General features: G+C 43.4%; 14 protein-coding genes. All 14 read right to left on the bottom strand.

Annotated elements, in window-relative coordinates:
- Positions 1 to 58: 58 nt before the first annotated feature.
- The 14 genes from MJB10_RS08780 to MJB10_RS08715 all read right to left on the bottom strand — a co-directional run bounded on the left by MJB10_RS08780 (position 59) and on the right by MJB10_RS08715 (position 25,324).
- Positions 59 to 955 (bottom strand): carbohydrate ABC transporter permease, encoded by an 897-nt coding sequence (locus MJB10_RS08780; RefSeq protein WP_397386582.1) that lies wholly within the window; start codon positions 953 to 955, stop codon positions 59 to 61.
- Positions 956 to 958: 3 nt separating this feature from the next.
- A complete protein-coding gene (locus MJB10_RS08775; RefSeq protein ID WP_397386581.1) occupies positions 959 to 1,933 on the bottom strand; it encodes an ABC transporter permease in 975 nt (324 codons plus the stop codon).
- A 165-nt stretch (positions 1,934 to 2,098) separates the two neighbouring features.
- Entirely contained in the window at positions 2,099 to 3,658 is a 1,560-nt protein-coding gene (locus MJB10_RS08770; RefSeq protein ID WP_314803596.1) for a right-handed parallel beta-helix repeat-containing protein, read from the bottom strand.
- Positions 3,659 to 3,907: 249 nt separating this feature from the next.
- Entirely contained in the window at positions 3,908 to 5,065 is a 1,158-nt protein-coding gene (locus MJB10_RS08765; protein ID WP_314803594.1) for an S-layer homology domain-containing protein, read from the bottom strand.
- Positions 5,066 to 5,246: 181 nt separating this feature from the next.
- Positions 5,247 to 5,609 (bottom strand): cohesin domain-containing protein, encoded by a 363-nt coding sequence (locus MJB10_RS08760; RefSeq protein ID WP_314803593.1) that lies wholly within the window; start codon positions 5,607 to 5,609, stop codon positions 5,247 to 5,249.
- A gap of 70 nt (positions 5,610 to 5,679) precedes the next feature.
- Entirely contained in the window at positions 5,680 to 8,943 is a 3,264-nt protein-coding gene (locus tag MJB10_RS08755; RefSeq protein WP_314803592.1) for a CARDB domain-containing protein, read from the bottom strand.
- A gap of 240 nt (positions 8,944 to 9,183) precedes the next feature.
- Positions 9,184 to 10,743 carry a right-handed parallel beta-helix repeat-containing protein gene (locus tag MJB10_RS08750; RefSeq protein WP_314803590.1) on the bottom strand — a complete coding sequence of 520 codons (1,560 nt, stop codon included), beginning with the start codon at positions 10,741 to 10,743 and terminating at the stop codon, positions 9,184 to 9,186.
- A 193-nt stretch (positions 10,744 to 10,936) separates the two neighbouring features.
- Positions 10,937 to 11,257, bottom strand: coding sequence for a carbohydrate binding domain-containing protein (locus MJB10_RS08745; protein WP_314803589.1), 321 nt, complete (start codon positions 11,255 to 11,257; stop codon positions 10,937 to 10,939).
- Between the two features lie 50 nt (positions 11,258 to 11,307).
- Positions 11,308 to 12,234 carry a peptidylprolyl isomerase gene (locus MJB10_RS08740; RefSeq protein ID WP_314803586.1) on the bottom strand — a complete coding sequence of 309 codons (927 nt, stop codon included), beginning with the start codon at positions 12,232 to 12,234 and terminating at the stop codon, positions 11,308 to 11,310.
- 402 nt (positions 12,235 to 12,636) lie between these two features.
- Positions 12,637 to 13,989, bottom strand: coding sequence for a choice-of-anchor Q domain-containing protein (locus MJB10_RS08735; RefSeq protein ID WP_314805531.1), 1,353 nt, complete (start codon positions 13,987 to 13,989; stop codon positions 12,637 to 12,639).
- Between the two features lie 185 nt (positions 13,990 to 14,174).
- Positions 14,175 to 19,232 carry a sugar-binding protein gene (locus MJB10_RS08730; protein WP_314803585.1) on the bottom strand — a complete coding sequence of 1,686 codons (5,058 nt, stop codon included), beginning with the start codon at positions 19,230 to 19,232 and terminating at the stop codon, positions 14,175 to 14,177.
- A gap of 253 nt (positions 19,233 to 19,485) precedes the next feature.
- The gene (locus tag MJB10_RS08725; protein ID WP_314803582.1) at positions 19,486 to 21,366 is read right to left on the bottom strand and encodes a heparinase II/III domain-containing protein; all 1,881 of its coding nucleotides are present in this window, start codon (positions 21,364 to 21,366) and stop codon (positions 19,486 to 19,488) included.
- A gap of 7 nt (positions 21,367 to 21,373) precedes the next feature.
- Positions 21,374 to 23,668: a glycoside hydrolase family 95 protein gene (locus tag MJB10_RS08720; protein WP_314803580.1), complete on the bottom strand. Its 2,295-nt coding sequence runs from the start codon at positions 23,666 to 23,668 to the stop codon at positions 21,374 to 21,376.
- 108 nt (positions 23,669 to 23,776) lie between these two features.
- Positions 23,777 to 25,324, bottom strand: a complete 1,548-nt coding sequence (locus tag MJB10_RS08715; protein ID WP_314803577.1) for an ABC transporter substrate-binding protein — start codon at positions 25,322 to 25,324, stop codon at positions 23,777 to 23,779.
- Positions 25,325 to 25,393: the final 69 nt, after the last annotated feature.

Here is a 25,393-nt window from a genome sequence, read left to right as displayed (position 1 = left end):
ATTTCCCCTCTCAATCTAATTATATATCAAAAAAGGCTAAGCCTTTGTTGACCACTTGCTATTCTTTCAATGAACCGATTAAAACACCTTTCACAAAAAAACGCTGCAAGAACGGGTAAACCATGATGATTGGTAAGGTTGTCACAATCATTGTTGCCATTACAAGTGATTTGGTGGAAACGCCCTGTAGTTGGCGCACAAATTCACTGGCTGCTCCCCCTGCGGATGATAATTGTTCCGACAAGGCATTGGAATTCACAATCTGATTCAGCAAAGTCTGAATGGGCATAAGATTCGGATTATTAATGTAAATGGAAGCTGTAAACCAATCATTCCATAAACCAACCGCTGTAAACAGAGACAACGTCGCGAGCACTGGACCTGAAATAGGAAGGATAATCGAGAAGTAGGTACGGATATGATTGCAGCCATCCATCTTAGCTGATTCCTCCAGCCCAGCTGGCAGCTCCATGAAAAATGTGCGAAAAATAATAACGTTCCATACGACGATGATGCCAGGCACCACAAGCACCCAAAACGTATCGATCATGTGCAAACTTTTAATTAATAAAAAGGATGGAATCAATCCCCCACTAAAAAACATGGTGATGATACACATAATCATATACACCTTGCGGCCAATTAAATGTTTTTTGGTTAAGCCGTAGGCGAACATAGAAGTAAAGAAGATCGATAAAAACGTTCCGACTATTGTCCTGAGAATGGAAACGCCGAAGGCTTGGGCCAAGCGGTCGTCTTTAAACACCACTTCATAGTTCTCCCATGTAAAAGCTCTTGGCCAAAACGTAATGCCACCAAGTGCTGTGTCTGTTCCCACATTCAAGGAAATCACGACACTGTTCCAAAATGGATACAGCGTCACGAAAGAAAGAATGACAAGAATAATAATAACCGCAGTATCATAACTTTTATCCCATATCTTCAACTTGAACACCTCCTACCATAAGCTTGCTCGGCCCATACGACGAGCCAATACATTTGCAAGGACAAGTAATATGACACTAATGAGCGACTTGAATAGCCCCACTGCAGTTGCATATGAATACCGCTGTCCCAATATCCCCACTCTGTACACATAGGTGTCTAAAACATCGGATACAGGTCTTAGTAAAGTATTCGCTCCATTATTGGTTAGATTTAAAATATCATCAAAGCCAGCGTACAGAATGCCACCAATATTCAAGATTAAGAAAATCATAATCACGGGCGTAATGCCTGGAATCGTAATATGCATAATCTGTCGAACTCTTCCTGCTCCATCCATGGCGGACGCCTCATACAGATGCGGATCAATTCCCGCAATAGCCGCGAGATATATAATGGCTCCAAAGCCAACATCTTTCCACACCCCGGTTGAAACCAATATTCCCCAGAAGTATTCGGATCGTGATAGCCAATTTATTGGTTCATCGATGAATCCTAGTCGTTGCAATAAAATATTAATACTTCCGTTATCTATGGAAAGCATGGAGATAACAAAGCTTGAAACGATGACCCATGACATAAAGTGGGGTAAGTAAGAAACCGTTTGAACAAATCGCTTGAAACCTAAGTGTTTGACTTCGTTCAAAATTAATGCAAGCACGATGGGAGCTGGAAAGCCGAAAAATAGCTTTAGCAGTGAAATCGCAAGCGTATTTCGCATGACACGAAAAAAATCAGGCGAATGGATGAACATGTTGAAATGTTTAAGTCCCACCCAATCACTATGGAAAATACCCTTAAATAAGTCGTAATCTTGAAAGCCAATCAAGACTCCCCACATGGGCACATAGCTAAAAAGGAGAACCAATAGCACCCCAGGGAGCACCATTACTTGCAAATCGATTTGAGCTAAGAAGGATCGGAGCCTTCCTTTACGCGTAGTATGGCGCTTTTCTTTATATGTTGCTGCTTGCAACTCTGTATCCATCATGTTCTCTCCTTACTCCTTTTGTTATCTTTATTATATCTGTCCCGATTTTCATAGACTATGTTCCCAGCCAACGATAAGATATACGAAAAATCGGGATTCCTGATATAAAAGAAGCTGTAACTACGCAGCTTCCGTAGTTACAGCTTCTTTAATTAACAAATCTTAAGGATTATAGCCGTTGAATGCGCCAATATTCGGGTTATTCGTTGCCGAAACCGTAGTACCCCAATAATCTTTACCACCGTTATTGGCAATAACCACACCGGCATGAATGACTGGAGACGTATTTTGAAGCTTATATCCGTCAACTGTCGTTCTTCCTGTCCCTCCGCTTCCAGGATTCACAAGTTTGGGATCCACAGTAAAGGTTCCTGAAATGGTCACGTTGCTGCCACTTGGAGGCGTTACGCCATAAAAGTTATTGGTTTTAAAGTTCAAGTTGGTACCATTGGCAATTGCGTAAGACATGGCCACCGTGCTGTATATAATGTTATTGCTGAACGTAATATTTTGGGCATAACCAGACCAATTAATGATATCCATTACTTTAACCTGGCTATTCGAGTTGTAGACCGTATTATTATACACTTGCGTATCCGTAGTTGGACCGTACCAGGCAAAGATGTGCGTTTTATCATTTTGGCTGATGTTGTATCGAACCACCGAGTTCTTATTAGACTGAGGCGCCCAACTTCCGTCCGTATAAAGAGCTGCAAATCCTCCTTCATTATCGTGACTGTAATTGTATTGATAGATGGCCCCCGTCTGTAGATAATCCAAGCCAAATCCAAGACCGTCCTTGGTTGTTCTTGTTAAATAGGCTTCATTGTATTGGACTTTGGCATTCGTGGCGTTATACGTCCAAATGGCGTTATTGTAGTCTCCTGAACGAGCGTTGGCATCATGAACCACATTATATTCCACAATCGGAGAAGTGGTATCCCGAATGCTAATGCCATCTCCCCCCAAGCTGTACACGAAATTATTTCTAACCACTACATTGGTAGAAGGTACATAAGCTGGGCGATTAGCGCAAGTGACAACATCCGGATTGCACCACCAGTCTGAGGTCATTACGATACCTGCACGGTCCGTATTGTACACCGTTGTATACGTAATTTGGACATCGTTGAATTTGCTCTGCACCGCATTGCCGTAGGTGTGCACCCATATCCCGCCGTTTTGCTTGTCGGTCTGAAGTCCATTCACATCATGGATGACCAAAGCATTTAAATAGATGTGATTCAACGTCCCTATATCTTTGGCTTCGATCGATACGCCCATCTTTTGTCCAGTAGCGGTACCCTTGTTCGTGATCTCTAGATTGTTGATCTCCCAATACTGCTGATTATACAAGCGTAAGGTACCTGTATTTGTAAGCCCTCCTCCATTAATGATCGGCTTGTTCCCTGTTCCGTATTGGTTGATGATAATTGGACTTGTACTACTTCCAGAGCCTTTGGGACTTAGTTGTCCCGTCCAGATGCCGCCTGTTTTGAATAGAATCTGGTCACCAGGCGCGAACGTAGTTGCATTCACTTTACTCAGTGTTTGCCAGGCAGCGCTCTGCGAGGTTCCACCGTTCCGGTCATCACCACCCAGCGAATCTACATAGTAGATCGTTCCAGCTGCATAGGTAACAGGGACGTGGGAATAGCTCAAAACCAGCATCAGCATGACCACCAACGAAACCAACCTTTTTCTTGCCATTTCCTTCAACATAAATTCCTCCTAGTAAAATGTGTATCCGGAGCAGGTATGCCCAGATTATCTACATCATAGATAAAGCGCTTACAAATTTAAAACATCTCCTATCAACGATTTTATGTGCGTGAAATAAGATTTGAGCTTTAGTTAGTTAAAACTTTAGGAATTGATGGAAAAAAGAGGTTAAGCTACTATTTCTGCTCAACCTCTTTGAGATCTTTCATCCATTTCCTTCTTATGAAGACACGAATCCTTGAGAATACTTTATGTCAAAATTTGAAACAGTCTGTAAAGTACTACTGCTGCTTGTGCTCTAGTTGAGGTGCCTTTCGGATCAAAATACCCCTCCATTATACCGTTCATTAAGCCAGCTTCCTGCAGGGTAGTAACAGCAACTTTCGCATAGTCTGCTGTTTGGTTCAGATCCTGAAACGGTGTGCTATGCGTACCACTGGCATTCAGTTTACCTACTTCCAGCAGCTTCGATACTCGGAAAATCATTACTGCCATGTCTTCTCGGGAGATTCTGTCGTTCACACCGAAGCTGCCGTCTAATTGACCATGGACAAGTCCGGATTGTTGCGCAGAGGCAATTGCGCTATAATACCAAGCACCTGGCGCAACATCAGTGAAAGTGGCTGCTGCGGCCGAGTTTTTGAGGTCAAATAGTTGCACGAGCATTTGTATAAATTCAGCTCGAGTCAGATCCCCATCTGGCACGAAACTGCTTTCGCTTCTGCCTTGAATGACCTTACGGGCAGCTAACCCGAGCACCGCTTCGTTCGCCCATGCAACTCCGTCCATATCTCGGAAAGTGACCTGCGTGTAATTCGCTGCATATTTACTAAAATGGTTTGGTCTAAACTCTACCATGCCCGTAGCCGCATTATAGTGTCCATTCTTCACGACCTCAAGTGTTCCATCGCCCGCAATATAGTAAATAACGACCTGATTCGGTTTCTCGCCAGGTGCAAGTACATATGGTAATTCGACTTTGATGTCCCCTTTAAAAGAGGGCAATTTCTGGTCACCCAGACTCAAGCTAAAATCATACACAATATTAGTGCCTGTTACTTGTCGAACATCGCTAGGAAGTGCAGCAGGCGATACCCGCTCTACTTTGAGAAGTAATTCAGGTGAAGCTCCAGTCATTGGTACCTTGTCAAACAACTTCGTATCCATCGATACCCTAGCCAATCCCGTTTCCACCCTAATCATAGAAACGCTGCTGGTATCCGATTTGGCTTGATTCCATTCACCTATAGGCAGACTGACCGCCACAGCGCTCGCACTAGATGCATTATTGACATGAATCAGAACCGATTTATCCTGTGAGGACGTCGCTGCTAATAGCAACTCCTTGGTGGATACGCGGACAGAGGCAGTTCCATCAGTAGAGGGAAAAGCATCAACTGAAACCATTCCTGGTGGAGGTGTTGCAGGTGGGTCTATGTTGCTTCCATTTGAAGGTACGTCTGTGGTACTCCTGGTTGCTACGGATAATTTCACTTCATTTCCAAACGTTCCAACCACAGGTTGCTTCTGACTGTTGAGTACAGTTGTTGGACTCAGGCTCAACATCGTTTCACCCGTCCCAACAGCTTTAAACGAAAGTGATAACAAATTCAAGTCTCCGTTTCAGTCCTGCTCTCTGAGATTGAAGTGTAAATACAAGCAATAACTTATTGTCACTGACTGTAATAGCCATAGGAAAGGTGTTTTTTATTGAACTAGACACGTCCTCATATTTCAGTTTTGTTGCGTCAAAATTAAGCTCAAACTCCGCCCCATACAAGTCTGCCAGTGTTTTCCCCGTAACGGTAACCGTTACGATATCTCCTACCTTCACACTGTCTGAGGAAGTATGCATGTAAAAGCTGCTTGCAGTTTGTGCTGCACCAGAGACAGGCCGAATTGTAACGAAGAGCAAAAGAGCCATCAATACAATATGAGAAAAACGTTTCATCCTTACATGCCCCCAACTAGGAGGGGATGGGAGATGACACCCTGTCATCTCCCATCCTCCCATCAAATGATTAATTCAGTATCCGTTGTGCCATTGTAACAAGATCGTATAAATCCAGCTTCCCATTCTGATCAAAATCATACATCCGGATGACTGGCCAGTTAGGGTTGTTGCTCGTTGCATGGTAGTTCGCTGCCAGCAAGGCCAAATCGCCAATCCCAGCGGACTGATTTGCCGAAGCAAGGAATACCGATAAGGCTTGTGTGAGTGTGTTTTTGGCCACATCTAATTGCGATTGCGTCACGCCAACTTGGTTAAATACCCCATTCGCATTCGCATAAGCAGCTTTGAGCGCATCAATCTTGTTCTTTGGATAGTAGCCAAAGTGCGGTGCTAAAGGATTTAGTTCTTTAGCGGCTGCGATGGCTGAAGCAGTCTCTGTTAGCGCTGCAGACAGTTCCGACTTATCGACTGGAATAAACTCGATAATGTTAATCCCAAGAGCGTTGCCGCCATTAACTATTTTCACGCTCCCAAACTGGTCACCCAGGACGATATCCGTCATGTACACATTCGTGCTCACCGTTCGGTCTATTGCTCGGAACGTTAACGAAAGCAGGTTTAACGTGCCAGTCAATGGACTTGTAGATCCTGTGCTCGCTTCTATGATCCTGATGCTCCCTGGTGTTGTTGTACTAGCGATCACATTAAAGCCATTGAGCAGGCTTTCTACATTAATGTACTCCAACTTAGCAGGGTCATAATGGACTGTCACTGACTTGGCGTAAACGCTTTCGGTGACATTGGCCAGACCGTATGTCAACTGGAACGAATCTCCCGTCACAACAGCGCTAGGACCTGTCAATGTGTATGCCGTATCTTGCGTCACCGTTACCGTCCACTGCTGCGTAGTGCCATTCTCCCCAGTCACTGTGTAGATAACCGGATTGGTGAAATTCTGGGCAGCCCCATTGCCTGGTGTTACAGTGGCCTTATTCGATACACTAATGACTGGTGTCAACGATGTTATATCGGTTCCATAAGGCACTTTTACACCAATCTGATAGGTCGCCGCTGTTACCGTACCTTGCTGATTGCCAATCGCGAAGCTGGTTATGGACTTTTCACTGCTTAAGGGCAATTGAACCGTCATCTTATTATTCGCTTCGTTCACTTCAACGACTTGATTCCATGTATCGCCATCCCCCATCAGAGAGAATTGAGCTCGGTCAACTTTCCAGCCTTTTTTGGACACTAGTGTAATGGTGCCACCGGGGTTTAATGTATACCCTGCATCAGGCGTGCCTGACCAATCCACCTCAGTGGTAGCCCCATCTAAGTAAAACCTTGCACCAAACCATTCATTAACGATCGGGACATTCCCTTGATTCTTCACAGTTAAAGTGAAATGTATGGTGGACCCTACTCCCCAATTGGATTCCTGCACACCTAACGAAACGGGTACAATATCCTTGCCTACGACAAGGTTGATATATTGCGACATCATATTATTGTCTTCTTGAACCTCAGCGATAACATTGGATGCATCCGCCACAGCCTTCAATAAGAACCCGGACTTGGTTGTATTCCAGGCCGATGAAGTAACAGTGATAGACTGCCCTGGACTTAGATTGATTAAATAAGGCTCGCTTTTTACGGTTTGACCATCCACCATAAATTGGTTTGTGATCGTCTGGCTTCCTGTTGCAGTCGTTCCATTATTACGAACCGTTAATTGGAAATGAATCGAGTCTCCTGGAATAAAACTTGATTCTTGCACTTTCACTGCCGAAACCTGCAAATCAATTCCTGACAAAGACTGACCAACTCCATTGTAAGCCCCAATATTAGGTGCTAATGTCGTTGAAACGGAATTCCCCCAATAATCTTGTCCTCCATGATTCGCAATAAGCGTTCCTGTTGCCAATGCTGGTGAGCCATTCAATAGCTTATATCCATCGACTGAGTGTATGCCGCTCCCCCCGCTTCCAGGGTTCACTAACAACGGATCGCTCGTTATTTTGTTCGCATCTGCAGGTTCACTAGCAGGATGAGCGCCATAAAACAAATTATGATCGAATGTAATATTTGAACTTTGGCCCCAAACGTAGTTTCCAATTCCCAAGTTGTAAAAAATGTTATTTTTAGAGGAAATGTTTGACGCGTATCCGCCCCAATTATTAAATTTATATAGGGCTGGGCTAGAATCTCCTTTGACATACACAGTGTTGTTGTAAATTTCTCCATTAACGGCTGGTCCATAGAAACTATAAATAGCCGCACCATCATTCTGGCTAATATTATATCGAATCTTAAAATTCCGGTTGGATTGGGGAGCCCACGTTCCATCCGAATAGATGCCTACTGCACCGCCTTCATTGTCGTGTGTGTAATTATACTGAAGATTGGCACCATCCTGTAAATAATCCACACCTAATCCATAACCGTCTTTTGTCGTTCTTGTTAAATACGCTTCATTGTATTGAATCTTTGCATTTGTAGCGTTATACGTCCAGATTGCGTTATTGTAGTCACCAGAACGGGCATTGGCATCATGGACCACATTGTATTCGACAACTGGGGAAGTGGTATCTCGAATACTAATGCCATCTCCCCCAACGCTGTAAACGTAATTATTGCTTACCACTACATTCGTGGAAGGATAGTAAGCTGGGCGTGTCGTACCGCAAGTGACGAGATCCGGATTACACCACCAATCCGAGGTTACGACGATTCCCGCACGGTCGGTATCATACACCGTATTATTCATGATTTGAATGTCATTAAACTTAGTCTGAATGAGATTGCCGTAGGTATGCACCCAAATCCCACCATTTTGCTTATCCGTTTGAAGTCCATTCACATCATGAATGACCAAATTTTTCAAATAGATGTGATTGAGTATGCCTACATCCTTGGCTTCTATGGATACACCCATCTTTTGACCAGAAGCGGTTCCCTTATTCGTGATCTCTAGATTGTTAATCTCCCAATATTGTTGGTTATATAACAAGACTGCGCCCGAATTCAAGATGCCTCCCCCATTGATGATTGGTTTATTACCCGTCCCATACTGATCAATAACTATTGGGCTAGTGTCGGTACCAGATCCTAAGGGATGAAGTTGTCCAGACCATGAACCTCCTGCTTTAAACAAAATGTGATCACCTGGTTGAAACGTAGTTCCATTAACCTTAGCCAACGTTTTCCAAGCAGTTTGCTCACTTGTACCTTCGTTGTTGTTATTTCCATTAATATCATCCACATAATAGACATTGCCTGCCCCATAACTTGTACTTGCTGTCAAAAAAACAAACAAGCAACTGGTCAACATCAGGCTAAAGCAAAAAATAAAAAGCATCTTCAACCACTTCATCATAAAATGAATCACTTCTCTTTCCGCGATGTTTTAATTCAAGCTTTAAACGATTAACTGTTTTTTATAATATCTGTATCGTTTTTCATAGACTATGTTCCCAGCCAACGATAACATATACAGAAAATCGGGATTCCTGGTAAAAAGAAGCCGTAGCTACGGAGCTTCAATAGCTACAGCTTCTACTAATAACGAATCTTATGGATTATAGCCGTTAAATGCGCCAATGTTCGGGTTATTCGTTGCGGAAACCGGAGTGCCCCAATAATCTTTTCCTCCGTTATTGGGAATAACTACACCGGCATGAATGAGTGGAGAAGTATTTTGAAGTTTATATCCGTCAACCGTCGTTCTCCCTACCCCACCGCTTCCAGGATTCACTAGTTTGGGATTCACAGTTGTGGTTCCTGTAATGGTCACATTGCTTCCACTTGGTGGCGTTACGCCATAGAAGTTATTGTTTTTAAAGTCTAAGTTGGTACCATTGGATATTGCGTAAGACATGGACACCGTGCTGTATAGGATGTTATTGCTGAACGTAATATTTTTGGCATAACCCGACCAATTAATGATATCCAACACTTTAACCCGTCTATTCGAATTATAAACCGTATTATTATACACCTGCGTATCCGTAGTTGGACCGTACCAGGCAAAGATGTGTGTCTTATCGTTTTGGCTGATGTTGTATCGGATCACCGAGTTCTTATTTGACTGAGGCGCCCAACTGCCGTCCGAATAAACGGCTGCAAATCCTCCTTCATTATCGTGACTGTAATTGTATTGATAGATGGCACCTGACTGTAAATAATCCAGTCCAAATCCAAGGCCGTCCTTGGATGTTCTAGTTAAATAGGCTTCATTGTATTGGACGACGGCATTCGTGGCGTTATACGTCCAAATGGCGTTATTGTAGTCTCCCGAACGAGCGTTAGCATCATGAACCACATTGTATTCCACAATCGGAGAAGAGGTATCCCGAATGCTTATGCCATCTCCCCCCAAGCTGTACACAAAATTATTACTTACCACTACATTGGTAGAAGGAACGTAAGCTGGGCGTGTAGAACCGCAAGTAACGACATCCGGATTGCACCACCAATCCGAGGTGACGACGATTCCTGCACGGTCCGTATTGTACACCGTATTATTAGTAATTTGGATATCGTCGAATTTACTCTGCACCACATTGCCGTAGGTATGTACCCAAATCCCGCCGTTTTGCTTGTCGGTCTGAAGTCCATTCACATCATGGATGACCAAATTTTTCAAATAGATGTGATTCAGCGTTCCTATATCTTTGGCTTCGATCGATACGCCCATCTTTTGTCCAGAAGTGGTCCCCTTGTTCGTGATCTCCAGATTGTTGATCTCCCAATACTCCTGATTGTACAAGCGGAAGGCACCTGTATTTACAAGTCCTCCACCATTAATGATCGGCTTGCTCCCTGTTCCGTATTGGTTGATGATAATTGGGCTTCCACTGCTTCCAGAGCCTTTGGGACTTAGTTGTCCCGTCCAGATGCCGCCTGCCTTGAATAGAATTTGATCGCCAGGCACAAACGTAGTGGCATTCACTTTGCTCAGCGTCTTCCAGGCAGCACTTTCCGAGGTTCCACCATTCATGTCATCACCGCCCAGCGAATCTACATAGTAGATCGTTCCTGCTGCATAGGTAACAGGGACATGGGAATAGCTCAAAACCAGCATCAGCATGACCACCAACGAAACAAGCCCTCTTCTTACCGTTTTTTCCAACAATATCTCCTCCTCGTTAAATATGTATCCGAAGAAAATTTTCGGATTACCACCATAGTAAAAAAGCGCTTACATTCCTGAAACATCTCGTATCAACGATTTTATGTGCGTGAATCACTATTTCATCGAAAATTTGTATTTTCTGAAAAAAAGAGGTTGAGCAGACTATTTCCGCCAAACCTCTTTGCATGTATTAGTGGAATTCTGATACGTAAAAGTCTTCGCCATACGTGGTGCCTGAGTTATTGTAGATATAGATGAGAGCACTTGTGTTAGCTGCGCCAGTAGTGAAGGTAATCGTTTGACCCGTGTACATGTTCGTATTGACAACTGCACGCAATTCAGTTCCACCATAATTTTTCACACCAATATATCCTGAATCGCCGGATGTGACTTTCCCCCATCCTGTCAATGTATACATGGTATTCGGCTTTAGTCCGGTAATCGTTTGCTCACATGCACCTGTCCAACTAATTTTACAAGAATGCGTACCGCCAAAAGCACCTTTAACCACTTCATCATAAACTGAATCACTTCTCTTTCCGCAATGTTGTCATGTAAGCTTTAAATGGATAATGCCTCATAGATATTCTGATTTATTTTTATTTGGGCTTGCTTCACCCTCTCTTGGATGATCAAACCCAATTGCTGCTCGATGTATTGATTTTTCACAGTATCTTTCACCTTATCGTAATTCTGATAGGTACCAAACTGCCTGTCCTTTACATAAAAAATCACCCAAGCAGATCGTTCATCTGCAATCTCACTGGCTTCACCAGCTTTTACATCCTTGATGGCATTCCAAATGGAAGGATGCATCGATTGGGCCGAATCTTGTCCTGGGGTATACGTAATCTCTTCATAATGCGCATGATATTGTTCAGATAACGTTGATAACGAATCCCTATGATTCTTAAGTGAATTCACTACTTTCTCCATTTGATGAAAGGAAGCCTCTCGATTACTGTCGTTATAAGCAAGTGACATGATTGCCAATTGGAAGTGATCGGGCTCACGATAAAGTTCATTCTTCATTGTCTCGTATTCCGCTTTTAGCTTCTCCTCACTCACTTGTTTGGAACTGGCCCAAGCATCCTTCAGCTTGATCTTCATGTTAGAATGGCTGTATTCGAAATATTGCTTTTCGTCAAATTCAACCGGCCCATAAATGACCCCACCTTTGGCTACCGTCTCTTTCCTGCGCTTATTTTCAAGCGTCCATTCCGATAAGAAGTCCTTGTAATCCATGGTTTTTATCAGATGCTCATCATAGGCAAGCTTATCTTCAACTTTGATTCGGACGAGTGTATCCAACGCATTCTTCTTCAACAGTTCCTTTGGAACCTCTCCACCAATCTTTCCTTCCCAAAAATCCGAACTGTTCTCCACACCGTATTTTTCATGGAAATAATTGAATACTAAGCTTCTATTTTGGTTCATTACCCTGAGCATCTCACCTTTCTCGATCGGAATACCGTCTACCCAAGCCACGATGGATGACTGAGAAGAATTCCCGCAAGATGTAAAGAGCAGGCATAACAAACTAATGATTAGGAACCGTAAACGTAAACTCCTTGTAGGAAATCCCCGATTTATTACCCTCATCTGCACTTGATTCCCATCTCCTCGCTCGCTAAGTATGCGCTTTCAAATTAGTTTGAACGGCTTATATCTATTCTATAAGACATCTATCTGGATATCTATGTTCGTAAACAATGAAAAGGTATTCCTATACATGGCACGTTATCATTCATTCTTGCAATAGCAAAAAGGGTGACGAAGTTGTTTAACTATTCGCCACCATTGATCCATGCAAATGTAGTTTTAACTGTTGCTTAAATACGATGAAACCAGAATAACGAATCCTCCGAGAAGGTGAATAGTATTTGACTCTTAATGATATTCGTAGGCACCCCGGTCTACTATACCTCCCACAGGTCTGCTTACCCCATCAAAATCTAACGATGCTGAATACGTATTATCTCCGCTATTTATGGCAGGTGAGGTACTCTGTAAGTGAAAGTTTCTAAGCGACAAGTTAGTAAATAAGGGATCCGCGGTTAAATTTCCCGTACCCGTTTTAAGAATAGCTCCGTTATAGAAGATATTACTGTTAAAATAGACCGATGGGATCGGCACGCCATTGGCATCGTTCGCTTTGCTGACTGTTTCACCATTTGCGTACATGATATTGTTCACGACATACACATTGCTCGATTCATTGCCCATGATCTCGGCATAGTCCAAGTGTGGACTTTGAGAGTTCGCATACGTCGTATTATTGTTGACATATACGTACTGCGAGCTGAAGATATTGATGCCAGATCCCCCATTGGAGTAAGAAATATTGTTTTCCACGATCGTCTTCCCCGTATAAGGCGTTCCACCAATTAATAAATTTTTATTATCATCTATAATGATGCCATTTCCATCGGAATACTTATTCTGACCCTGCCATTTATAATTCGCTTGGTTACCATAGACCCGATTGCCGGATATAAAAATTTTGTAGCCCGTATTACTGTCCGTATTTCGCGAATGATTGATGCTGATGCCGCTCTGCGCATAGGCTGAAAACCAACAATTGTTATAGACTGTATTGCCCGAAATGTTGATATAATCCGCATCCATGGCTCCAATACCTTGACCTGGTGCATGATGCACTTTGTTGTTGCGGACATTAATATGTGTTGCATACACGGTTGGACTTACATCCGAATTTTTGACGATACTGATTCCATTTGTATTGAATTTGCCGATGTTCCCGAGCGTATTTGTATTTTCGTAGGATTGCGCTTCTGTATTCGATAAATTTTCGCTCCATCCATAAATCTCCAAGCCTTCAATGTTAATGTATGAAGCACCTTTCACCATAATATGGTTCCATGCGCCTTGGCTGACACGCAGTATTGGCGTATGACCTGGGTAAGCTTTATACGTAATATAGGCATTTGCCGTTCCTGAACGAGTAATCGTTAAGATCGGACTCCCATTATCCCAATACGTGCCATTCATGATATAGACAGTGTCACCAGGATTCGTCTTATTGGCAGCGGTTTGAATATAACGCAGAGCCTTCGAGGGCTCAGGCCCTAGCCCTGTGTTGCCGTCATTGCCATCGACACTTACATAATAATTGACTGGCGTTGCTGCATGCGCTTTAGTTGATAGCAGCATGCAAACTGCCCACAATCCAATCACAATCATCATCCATTTGAATACACCTAGGTTATATGTTCTCATCATCACATTTTCTGCCTCCTTATAATTGTAATCCTACCGCAAAAGAACTCTCGAAAACGAACAGCACTTTCACTACTTTCACTTCTTTCTGGAATTCGTAACATCAACTCCTTTCCGAGTTATTTAATAAAAGCTGACGCCGGTGAAGTACCGACGTCCGCTTAGATTACATCATATCCGACCGAGTACTAGAAATGGTTCGTCCGGAAACTTATTGATTGTGTAGAGAAATCATAGTCGCATCTTTTAACTTCCAAATTCCCTATATCATCTAAGTAATAAATAAGAATCGAGTGAGGATTATCGCTGGTTTGCAGCGAATAGGGCCAAGTCATCTGGATAGTCCCGCCTTTGATATCAGAGATCGTCTGATTACCTGCTGTAATACTCAGGTTATAGATGGGCCTGTCACCGATGTTCTTCAAGTTCTTTGCTGCTGCAGGATGCTTTGTAATGACGGATTGCGGATCTAATTGCGAGAAATTAATACTTACTTTCTCGGAGGCATTTCTTCCTGCAAGCGAGCTATTGATTCCCTCTAGTGCTTTTTTATCCAAGCTCATGGTGATTGAACCTGTTGTCACAATTAGCGAATCTACTTTGCTATTTGTTAGAGCCGCGATAGATGCTGGTGACAATTCTAGGGATATTCCTTTGATAGGATCGGTTGCATTTTTAATCTGAATGACGATAGGAGCAACTTTTTTGCCTCCTTGTGCCGCCTCAATAACTTTGGCCAGAGCCTGCGTAAGCTGATTGTCCGAAACAGCAGCTTTAGCAGTTCCAGCGCTGTCTACGGATACTGTAACCGAAATCGTTCCTACAGGACCTTGATTCGAAGGTGTGACAGTAACATTCGCTGCCGCTTTGATTGAAGTCCCATTTACAGTGCCGTTCACCGTGAAGCTGCCTGCTTGCGCATAACTCTGAAGAGCAACGGCATCCCACACTACGCTTACGGAAGCAGTCGTTGCATTGCTATAGTCAACGGATACTTCAGATGGCAGTATTGGTGCAATTCCCTCTGTTGTCGTCACATTGACGGGCTGGATGGCTGTTACTACAACCGGTTTGGGGTTGACAGTAACATTCGCCACCGCTTTGATGGAAGTCCCATCTACCGTACCGTTCACCGTGAAACTGCCTGCTTGCGCATAGCTCTGAGGAGCAACGGCATCCCACACTACGCTTACGGAAGCAGTCGTTGCATTGCTATAGTCAACGGATACTTCAGATGGCAGTATTGGTGCAATTTCTTCAGTTGTCGTCACATTGACGGGCTGGATAACTGTCACTACAACTGGTTTCGGATTAACCGTTACATTCGCTACTGCTTGGATCGAAATCCCATTTACAGTACCGTTCACCGTAAAGCTGCCTGCTTGCGCATAGCTCTGAGGATCAATGGCATCCCATACAACACTTTCAGAAGTAGTCGTTGCATTACTATAGACAACTTCTACGTTAGATGGCAGTGTTGGCGAAATTTCCTCTGTTGTTGTCACATTGACGGGCTGAATGGCTGTTACTACAACTGGTTTCGGATTAACCGTTATATTCGCTGCCGCTTTGATCGAAGTCCCATTTACCGTGCCGTTCACCGTGAAGCTGCCTGCTTGCGCATAGCTCTGAGGATCAATAGCATCCCACACGACACTTACGGAAGAAGTCGTTGCATTACTATAGACAGCTTCTACGTTAGATGGCAGTGTTGGTGCAATTTCGGCTGTTGTTGTCACATTGACGGGCTGAATGGCTGTAATGATTACAGGTGGCTGCGCTAGCAGCGTCAAGTTGCCCCATCTGGATGTATTGGAATAACCCACGCCTTTTGTATCACTCCAGATCGCTGTGCTTGTTCTTGCACCAACGCCGTTGTCATCGTTAACTTGTGCATCAAAACCGATGACTTTTCCTTCAGAGCCTTTTATTGTTTTAAAAGGAATCTTAACTTCTACGATGTATCCATCCGATGTTAGTGAAGTTGCACTCGTAAATTCCGAGATGTTCCCTTGACGTCCTACTGTCTTTTCATTGTCATAATTAATTCGATACTGTCTGTCATCCCCCTCATGAGAGGTCGTTTTCCCGTTATTCTCATCCAAGAAAATTTCCACAGAATCTTGTTCCCATGGATTTACATTTGTTTTTCGCAGAACAGGGTCTGTAACATCCGCTAAGACATACAAATTGTCTGCATCCCATAGGACACGTACCTTGGCAGTTGCACCCGAAGTTACAGGAGCCGTTATATTATCGATATATTTGTTAGCATTTAAGACAGGCGCCGTGTTCCAAATCCCGTCAACAGCACCATCAACCGTAGGTGTACCGTAGCGTGCCGCACCATTTTCTGGCGTGAAAATCATGGTTTGTCTAATGGCTTCTATATCTGTTACATCATTAACAATTGGTGTCGCGCTTGTATAACTGGTTTCGTAGGCTCCTATGTCGTACTTTGCCCCTTGCGGACGTGCTGCACGGACAATATCAAGGGCTGGCGCCAGGGTTTTGGTACCTCGATCAATGGCTGGTGAATCAGCTTGGAGACGGAGGAAATTCGGATCCGATGGATCAAGTGATACAAATTTAGGGTCAGCTAATACATCGTTGATTCCCATCACTTTCGGAGTTCCGCCGTTATAGTAAATATTGTTAGCAAAGACAACGAATTCACTACCGTTTGCGTTATTAATGTTGTAATTCGTTTCCCCTGGACGCAAATCCCTGGAATAAACAATGTTATTAAAAATATTAATCTTATCCGAGGTGCTAGCGAACAGCTGGGAGTACGACAGACGCGGATTTTGATTATTGTTATATAACGTATTGTTAATAATATCTACATTGGCAGAGTTAAAGGAATGAATGCCTGATCCTCCATTATTATAAGAGATATTATTTTCAACCAACGTTTTTCCTTTATAAGCTGGAAAAGTTCTTCCTGTGTTTTTATTGAAATCGATAATGATGCCGTTACCATCGGAATAACTCTTCGTTTGATTCCATTTCACATTCGTTTGATTATCATGAACGATATTATTGCGTACGATACTTTTGTAACCCGTCTGAGTGTCGATATCTACGCCGCCTAGGACGCTGATCCCGCTGCAGGCATACATCGTGTACCACGCATTATTGTAGACTTGATTATTCTCAATGGTGATGTAATCTACATTTGCGGAACCGATTCCCCCGCCAGGCATATCATGAACGACGTTATTTCTGATGGTAATATGGTGGAATGGCGGCAAGCCGTTGGCTAGGTTGGTTCCACTGTTAACACTGATTCCATTGGCATTTGCTCTAGTAAATCTAGGGTCGCCATAGTTAACCGGCAGTCCAGCCTGGGTTTGCTCGTACCAATAGTTATAGGCGGCCTCCCCGTCTGCGACAGTAAGATTCTGATTATTCCCTTTAATCTCAAGCCCCTCAATGATAATATAGTTAGCTTGAATGAGAATGACATCCCAAGCATTATCGGTGAAAAGAATAGGATGTGCCCCTGGTGCTGGTTTGTACGTGATATACGCAGGTTGATTCGTTGCAGTATTGAATGCACCGGATTTGGTGATCGTTGCCATTCGTCCTCCGCCGCTGTAGGTAAATGTGCCATCCATTAAATATACTGTGTCGCCAGGTGCTGTCAGACTCGAGGCCTTTTGGAGCGTCAGAAGCGGTGTACTCGGCGATTTCCCATTATTGGCATCGCTCCCTGTTGGACTCACATAATATTCGATTGGAACACCGATTACAGGTGCAGCGTCAAGCAAAGCTCCTGGATTAGGATTAATTATTGGGGCTGATCCCGCAAGGTTGGATACTGATATTTTAATATTATCTACCAAAATCGTAGATTTGCTATGCGTACCTGCATCTACGTTGAGCATGAGTGCGGCTAAGCCATTTGTTGTAAATAAATTTGAATTTTGAATGGGCTCGTTGTTCACCAGCCTGGTTGAAACGCCATCCTTCACATGATAAAGATCGTAACTTAACGAATCTGCGTGAACGACCAATTTGAGAGAGAAAGCCTTATTCACTTCCCACGTTGTTCTGGCTGCAAATGAGCCATTTCCCGTAGCAGAGGAGCGCGCATAAATGTTTCCATTTTTAGAGAACAGCAGCGTGTTGCTCTTTACGCCCCAAGAACCGTCTATCAGTCTTAGGTAGTAATCTGCAAAATTGTCCTTTAGCATAAAATCTGCTTCTAGCGTATAACTTTTGTATTTCGTATCTGCCATCCAGGATGGGAATATCGGAAAACCAATATCTCCTGGTTCGTCTTGCGTCGTCGCCACCTCTACCCATCTACTGGAGTTCTCATAAACGATCTTCATTACAGAAGGTGATTTGGCATCAAGAATATTCGTTTTAATGACAGCCCCCGTAGCCGTTCCTGCAATCGCTGTGTCTGTATCCGTCGTTTCAAAGGTGGTTGTTCTTAGTACAGTCGTGTCTGCAGGAGGGAGATTGGTATCTCTGACATCATTGGAGTAGGAGAGTTTCACATTATCATAACGAACACTCGTGCTGGATGCAGCGGTTGTGCCAATTGCTTCGATATTGTAATAAACGACTCCTAATTCTAAGAACCCGTGGTTATCATAATTCATCAAGGGCTCGCCACTGGCTAGCATCGTTGTGACCCCTGTGGTTGTATCTTTAAGGAACAAATCATATTTATTGATGTCTTTGTAGAGATCCAGCTTCACCACATAGGTGGTATTTGCTGCCCAAGTCCCCCGCTTTGCCCAAGTCGTTTGCGTAACCGTACCTGATTTGACTTGAATATCTCCATTAGGCAAAAATTTGGCAAGAGGAAGGTTTTGCTTCCAATCCCCTGGGATAACCTTTAGATCGAACTCTTTGGCCTGGTTGTTGAATGTAAGTGACCCTTCAAATGAAAACTTGTTTCCAGTTGCTTGCAAGCCTGCGTTGGCGCCATAGTAAAAACGAGTTTTCCCCTGTGCGTCCGCTGGTACTGTTACTTCTAACGATCTGTTTCCGGTAGCATCACTTACTATTTTTCGTGAAAAAACAGGTTCTACTGCCGTCATTGTTGGAAGCGTGTTTATTTCTGTTCCAACGGCAAATGAACCGAAATTAGGATCTGTCGTCTCAAAAGTATGATTCTGAGCAACAGTTGCAGCGGCAGCAACCTTCCCGCTAAACTGCGGAATTCCCATGTTTATAATTGATATCATCATGGTTAGCATAACGATGTATGACGTGATTTTTTTCACTCTTTTTTTCCTCCTCCTAATATGGATGAAACAAGTCGTTCCAAATCAAAATGAAATTACACTATTCTACACCTCCAATGATAGGCTAGATTCTTAGAGTCAAATATTGTATGTCAGAAACCGCTTTCAACCATATTCTACATGATTGTACATTTTTGAAAATGAAGGATATTTCGATTCATGTAAATATATTAGGATACAGTAAAAAAAATCAGAAGGAAGACTTAGCTCCATCTGATTTTTTTAGGTTTGCTTACAATTTATCAGTTTTCGCGACTTGTTCAAATACACATTCAAATGATCCTTGGCTGGCTTCTACTAGACAGCTAAATGTAATTCGATATATATACTCGCCCCAAACCTTGGTCATCCATTTATCCTTTGTTTCGATTCGTTCCTTCATGATTTGAAGCTGATCTGACGGATACACCATTCGAACAGAGCTTCCCTCTCTAGCTTGGAAAAAGAGCTCTCCTGACCGAACTTCCTTCACCTCGCAACAGGTCATGAATTGCCATTGCAATGCGTTCTTGGTTGATAGTAGGTCATAGGTATCCAGTAAGGTGACGCTTGCAGGTGACGATCGATTCAGTGTTACGGTACGAATCCACTCCCTCACACCTGCCTCAGACGGATAGGCAGGAGCAATATCTAGCGTAAGCCGGGCATAGTCTTCATTCGTTGTGTATACCACCGAACTTGCTTGGTATTCACGGCCATGATGCTGCTCAACCCCATTAATCGTTGGCACATTATGATACGTCGAGCGCATGGTCCAGATTTCATATCGTTGATCGCTGAACGTTTTCTTATTGTAAGAGTTAACTCCAGCGTCTATGATAATGGGGTTTCCATCTGAATATAGAATAAATTGTCCGATATCATTATGATTGTGGCTTTCCTCGTTGTGACCCCCTTTGGTTGCTAGATACAAGCCTGAAGGAGAGCCGCTATGCTCTCTTGCGGCCATTACTTGAATACCGTCTAACCACACATCCCGTAAGTACGGAGGAGCGCTATTTTCTGTTAGTAATGCTGGATAATATTTGATCTCCGAGAGACTACGCAGCATCGGAAACCATGGATGTTGGGTAAATTTGACCGATTTCAAGCGATATTGATTTGCAGCCTGACTGCATAAGTTCTGATCATGAATTAACAACCCATATTTGAATGCTTGAACAGATTGAAAGTCGTTAATTTTGGCAGAACCGTCAGCAAAATTAATAAAATACGTATCATGAATATGCGCACGGTAAATATATCGGCCAATATTCTGAATCAATGGTTCATTGAAAAGATCGACGAATCCTCCTGTTGCATGCTTTAGCAGTTCCAGGCAATCCAATAAAGCTCCGCCTGCCCGATCCCAATACGTTGTCCCTTCATCACAGCCTCCATCGGAATGATAGCTTTCTAGAAAAACATCCAAACTAGCAATAAATTTAAGGAGCCCTTCCATTCTACGGTTTGGATCTTCCTCCACCAGCATTAAGGCGGTTAAGAAACAAGAATTAATCCAAGGATTCCAGTTGTTAACAGGTTTCTTCACGAATCCCATCCAAAAGTAATCGTCGCGGCCCATATACGAATCTAGAATGCGTCTTTTAACTTCCAACTCAATTCGCTGTGTAATATGAGGCGTCATGTTATTTAACTCATCACGAAGTAAATAGGACACCCATGCCAGCAATGAACCTGTCTCTGCTGCCCTTAAGTCCAGTGAATACCCCTGCCCCAAAGGAAGATCAGCTTCTTCACTATGCATGATGCCGATCCAGCTTGTCTCTTCGCATATGGCCCAAATCCCATTTACAATGTCATCGAGGAATCGCCCCTGACCTTCGATGCACTCGGCTACGACCAACGTTCCAAGAGCCGTTCTTCGCTTTAAATAGGTTTCATCACAGAGATCAAATGAACCCGTTCGTGAAATCTCCAACATCATGCATGCAGAAACAATTGGCCAATTATAGCCTGCATATATTTCCCCTTGTTCAATTAGTAATTTCCGAACTTCACCAGGAACATTTCCCCAATACACTCTATCACCTGCCGACGGGAAGAGCTGGAACTGCTCCCGGCTGATCATATGCTGCTCTTGCAGGATGTTGCGGAATTTTTCACTAATCACAGTTGTTCTACTCCTCTGCTATAAGCCGAATTACCTGTCCCGGCTGCATATTGAAATCAATGGTATGATTGTCTCGCTCCATATTCAATCTCTTGTTCTCTTCATCTATAGCAATTAAATGGGCGTGTGCATGAACCCGGCAGCTTCCGCCATGATGGGAGCGAATCGTTGCTATTTGGAGCTGCCCCTGCTCCCATTGCATGTCTAGCTCATAGCCGCCACGTGCCTTCAATCCAGTTACACTACCCTTTTTCCAGCTTGAAGGAAGAGCAGGAAGCAATTCAATAATGCCATGATGGCTTTGCAACAGCATTTCCGCAATCCCTGCTGTGCCTCCGAAATTACCGTCGATCTGAAAGGGTGGGTGATTATCCAGTAGATTCGGCAATGTGGAATTGCTCAGAAGTTCTTGCATATGAAACGCAGATTGGTTGCCATCCTTTAACCGAGCATAGAAGTTGATCATCCATGCTCGACTCCAGCCTGTTTGTCCTCCGCCATGAGCTAATCGTCTCTCTAATGTCTTTCTGGCTGCTTGAGCTAACTCCGGTGTACGACTAACACTTATACCCGTTCCAGGATGCAGCGCGAACAAATGAGAGATATGCCTATGACCTGGATGCACTTCCTCGTAATCCTCGAACCACTCTTGAATTTGCCCATATTTACCTATGCGGGTTGGAGGAAGCTTACGCAACGCATTCGCCGCTTGAATTTGAAAATCCTCATCTGTCTCTAAAAGATCAGCTGCTTCCATGCATGCGGAGAATAACTCGGTTAAGATTTGATTATCCATGGTTGGCGAGAAACATAGGATCCCTGTTTCTCCATTAGGCAATATGTACCTATTCTCAGGTGATAGAGAAGGCGAGCTAATCAAGTACCCGCTATCATCTTCAATCAAAAAATCCAGGAAAAACAGTGCGGCTTCTTTCATCGTGCCGTACGCGTTTTTCAGAAAATTCCTATCCAGTGTATATTGATAATGCTCCCACAAATGTAGACTTAGCCAAGCCGCACCAAGCGTCCAATAGGTAGCTGGAAGATGCATGTCCTGCGGCGCTGTATCCGCCCATAGATCGGTATTGTGATGCGCAACAAATCCGCGACACCCATACATGACTGCAGCTGTTTGTCTGCCGTGTTCCCTCATTCGTTCGATCAGATCAAATAGTGGTTGGTGACATTCCGACAAGTTACACGTTTCCGCCAGCCAGTAATTCATTTGCGTATTAATATTAATCGTATATTTACTGTCCCATGGCGGCAGCATGTGATCATTCCATATTCCTTGAAGATTGGCAGGCAGTGACCCAGGTCGACTGCTGGCAATGAGCAGATAACGGCCGAATTGAAAATAGAGTGAGATTAATCCTAAATCCTCTGCACCTTGCTTCACCAATTCGAGTCTTTCTGAAACTGGCAGGGTCATCTTATGTTCCGGTTCATCCTCTTTAAGATATAAGGACACACGATCATACAACATACGATAATCGGTAACGTGATCCTCTACTAATTGTTCATAAGGCTTTACCACTGCTAGCTGAATTAGATCATTACAAGCACTTTCCGGATCTTTATATCTAAAAGTTGTCGCAATAGACAGTAATAACGTGACCGAACGTGCACCTTCAACTACAATATGCTCGCCAATCGTCTGAACCTTACCGCCATCTGTAATGGCTTTAAGCATCATGACATAATCCGTGTCTGACATTCCATAGCATTGATTACGCATGACAATCGTATCGGCACTTATTTTCCCTGTACAATCTACATACTTGCCTTCTTTGCGATCCAATCTGGCATAGAAAGAAAGGCCCTTTGGACATGTGGTTTCCAGCCGTGTAACCAATACACCATCAGGAAAGCTCGAGAAGGTTTCGCGGACATACGCATAGCCATCTCGTTCGTAAGTCGTGGTCACTACCGCGCGTTCTAGATCAAGCTCTCTTTTATAGTTGCTTATACTGCTCTCAGTTTCATCTATAAAAAGCAGTAAATCTCCTGCTGGTAGGTAATGACGCTGGCTGTTAGGCGTTCCTGAAAAAGCCAACTCCGCCAGTCGATGAGCTTCACCAGCTCTTCCTTCTTTAAGTCGTTTCCTCATTTCACCGAGCTGTGACAACGCATCTCGGTTATTGCGATCACGAGGACCGCCGTACCAGACCGAGTCTTCATTCAGCTGGATTCTCTCTTTTCGGATTCCTCCGTATACCATGCCTCCGAGCCGTCCGTTGCCCACAGGTAACGCTTCATTCCAATCACTAGCCGGCTGCTTAAACCATATGTTTTGGCTCATCATCTTCCCGCCCTTTGTTAGGTGAAGTCAATATAACGCCACCAGTTACTGGGGATTTACCGATATGGCAATCCTCAACAACGGGTGGCGCTTCTTTCGTTCTACACCTTATTTTTTGCTTTTCATGAACTCATCAATTTGACGTTGCTTCTCAGCGATAACCTTGTCGCTTCCCGCTTTTTTCAGCTTGTCGTTGAATTCCGGCAAGTATTTATCAGGATCCAATACCCCACCGCTGAGGCCATCAATATAGGATTTATAGACACTTGCTAAAGCAGCCTCTTCATTTTTCGTGCTATCGCTGTTATATGTGAAGCCAAGAATCGGTGATGCTATGCCAGCTGCGTTGAATGCTTTGAACTTTTCCCATTTCTGTGGATCTTCATTTTGGAACAGGTAAGTCAAGAACTGATTCCCCACTTGCCAAGTGTTTCCAGGGTAATATCCTGTGTCCTTCGAAGTTGCGAAGCCATCAGGGACCTTGATCACGTTATCTTTACCAGGAACCTTCACGTAGTGCTTACCTTCAATCCCAAAGTCCATCAGATTGACGATACGCGGATCACTATGCATCAGGTTCAAGAACATAACCGCTCTCTCTGGATCCTTTGACGTTCTGGAAACGGCAAGCATGGAGTTGTTTAGGTCATAGGTTGCTACATATGGCTGTGAAAATTCGACCTGAATGAGCGGCTTTTTGCTATTATTACTTGCTTCTAGGTCTCCGCCTGGTTTAAGTTGTGACCATCTTGCTGCGACGAGTCCTTCGTCCGTTTGTGCTTTCAGATTCGTATTCGTGCCTGGATCTTTTTGGAAATACCCCTTTTGATTCCAGTTGTAAAACAATTTGAACATATCTTTCATTTCAGCTGTTTCAAAAATATTGACAACCTTAGGGGTTTTTTCTGTTTTGGAAATGACACCTGGGCTTGTAAATCCGCCGATATTTTCATAAGGAAGCAAATTGAGTAAATTAGAGCTTGCTTGAAATGGAATGACATCCGCAGATTCACCCGCTTTTACTTGCTGCAGGAATGGCTCAATATCTTCCAGTTTTTTGATCGTTTTCAGATCCAATTTATACTTTTCTACAAGGTCTTTGCGTAAAAACAAGCCTTGCATGGACGCCATTTCTTTTTGAGTAGGAAGCGCATAATTCAACCCTTTAATCGTTGTGCCGCTTAATAACTTTGGATTCATTGACTTTAAAATATCTTTACCGTATTTCTCCAACAAATTATTAGCTGGATCGTTTAAAGCAACATAAGCGCCTTTGGCCACATTGATACTTAGATCGTTACCCGAAGTAAACATAAGATCAAAAGGCTCACCGGAAGCAATCATCAAGTTCGTCTTTTGCGGATAATCTCCCCAGCCCAAGTGATTGATTTTTACCGTAGCATTAATCTTCTCTTTTGTAATCTTGTTGATTTCTTCCTCAACCAGTTGCACATCTTTCTGTGCAGTAGGTCCCGCGAAATAAATCGATATTTCACGCGGTTCCAATTTTTTGGCAGGTGCCGCAGTTGTTGCTGCCGATGAAGATGCAGGTGCTTTTGTTTCTGTTTCTGTACCCGATTTCGAACAAGCGGATAGAAGCAGTGCTGGTAACGATACAGCTAATGCAATTGTGTTAAGTTTTTTCATTTTACTCATGTACGAACCCTCCCAGAATGATTTACTTTTTATATGCTTAGCCAGAAAGTCTGGTTATAGCCAATTAAG

It is taken from the genome of Paenibacillus sp. MBLB1832 (assembly GCF_032271945.1).
Taxonomy (GTDB): Bacteria; Bacillota; Bacilli; order Paenibacillales; family NBRC-103111; genus Paenibacillus_E; species Paenibacillus_E roseopurpureus.
The sequence above is the reverse complement of the archived record's forward strand: the minus strand, read 5'-3'. Positions and strand labels throughout refer to the sequence as shown.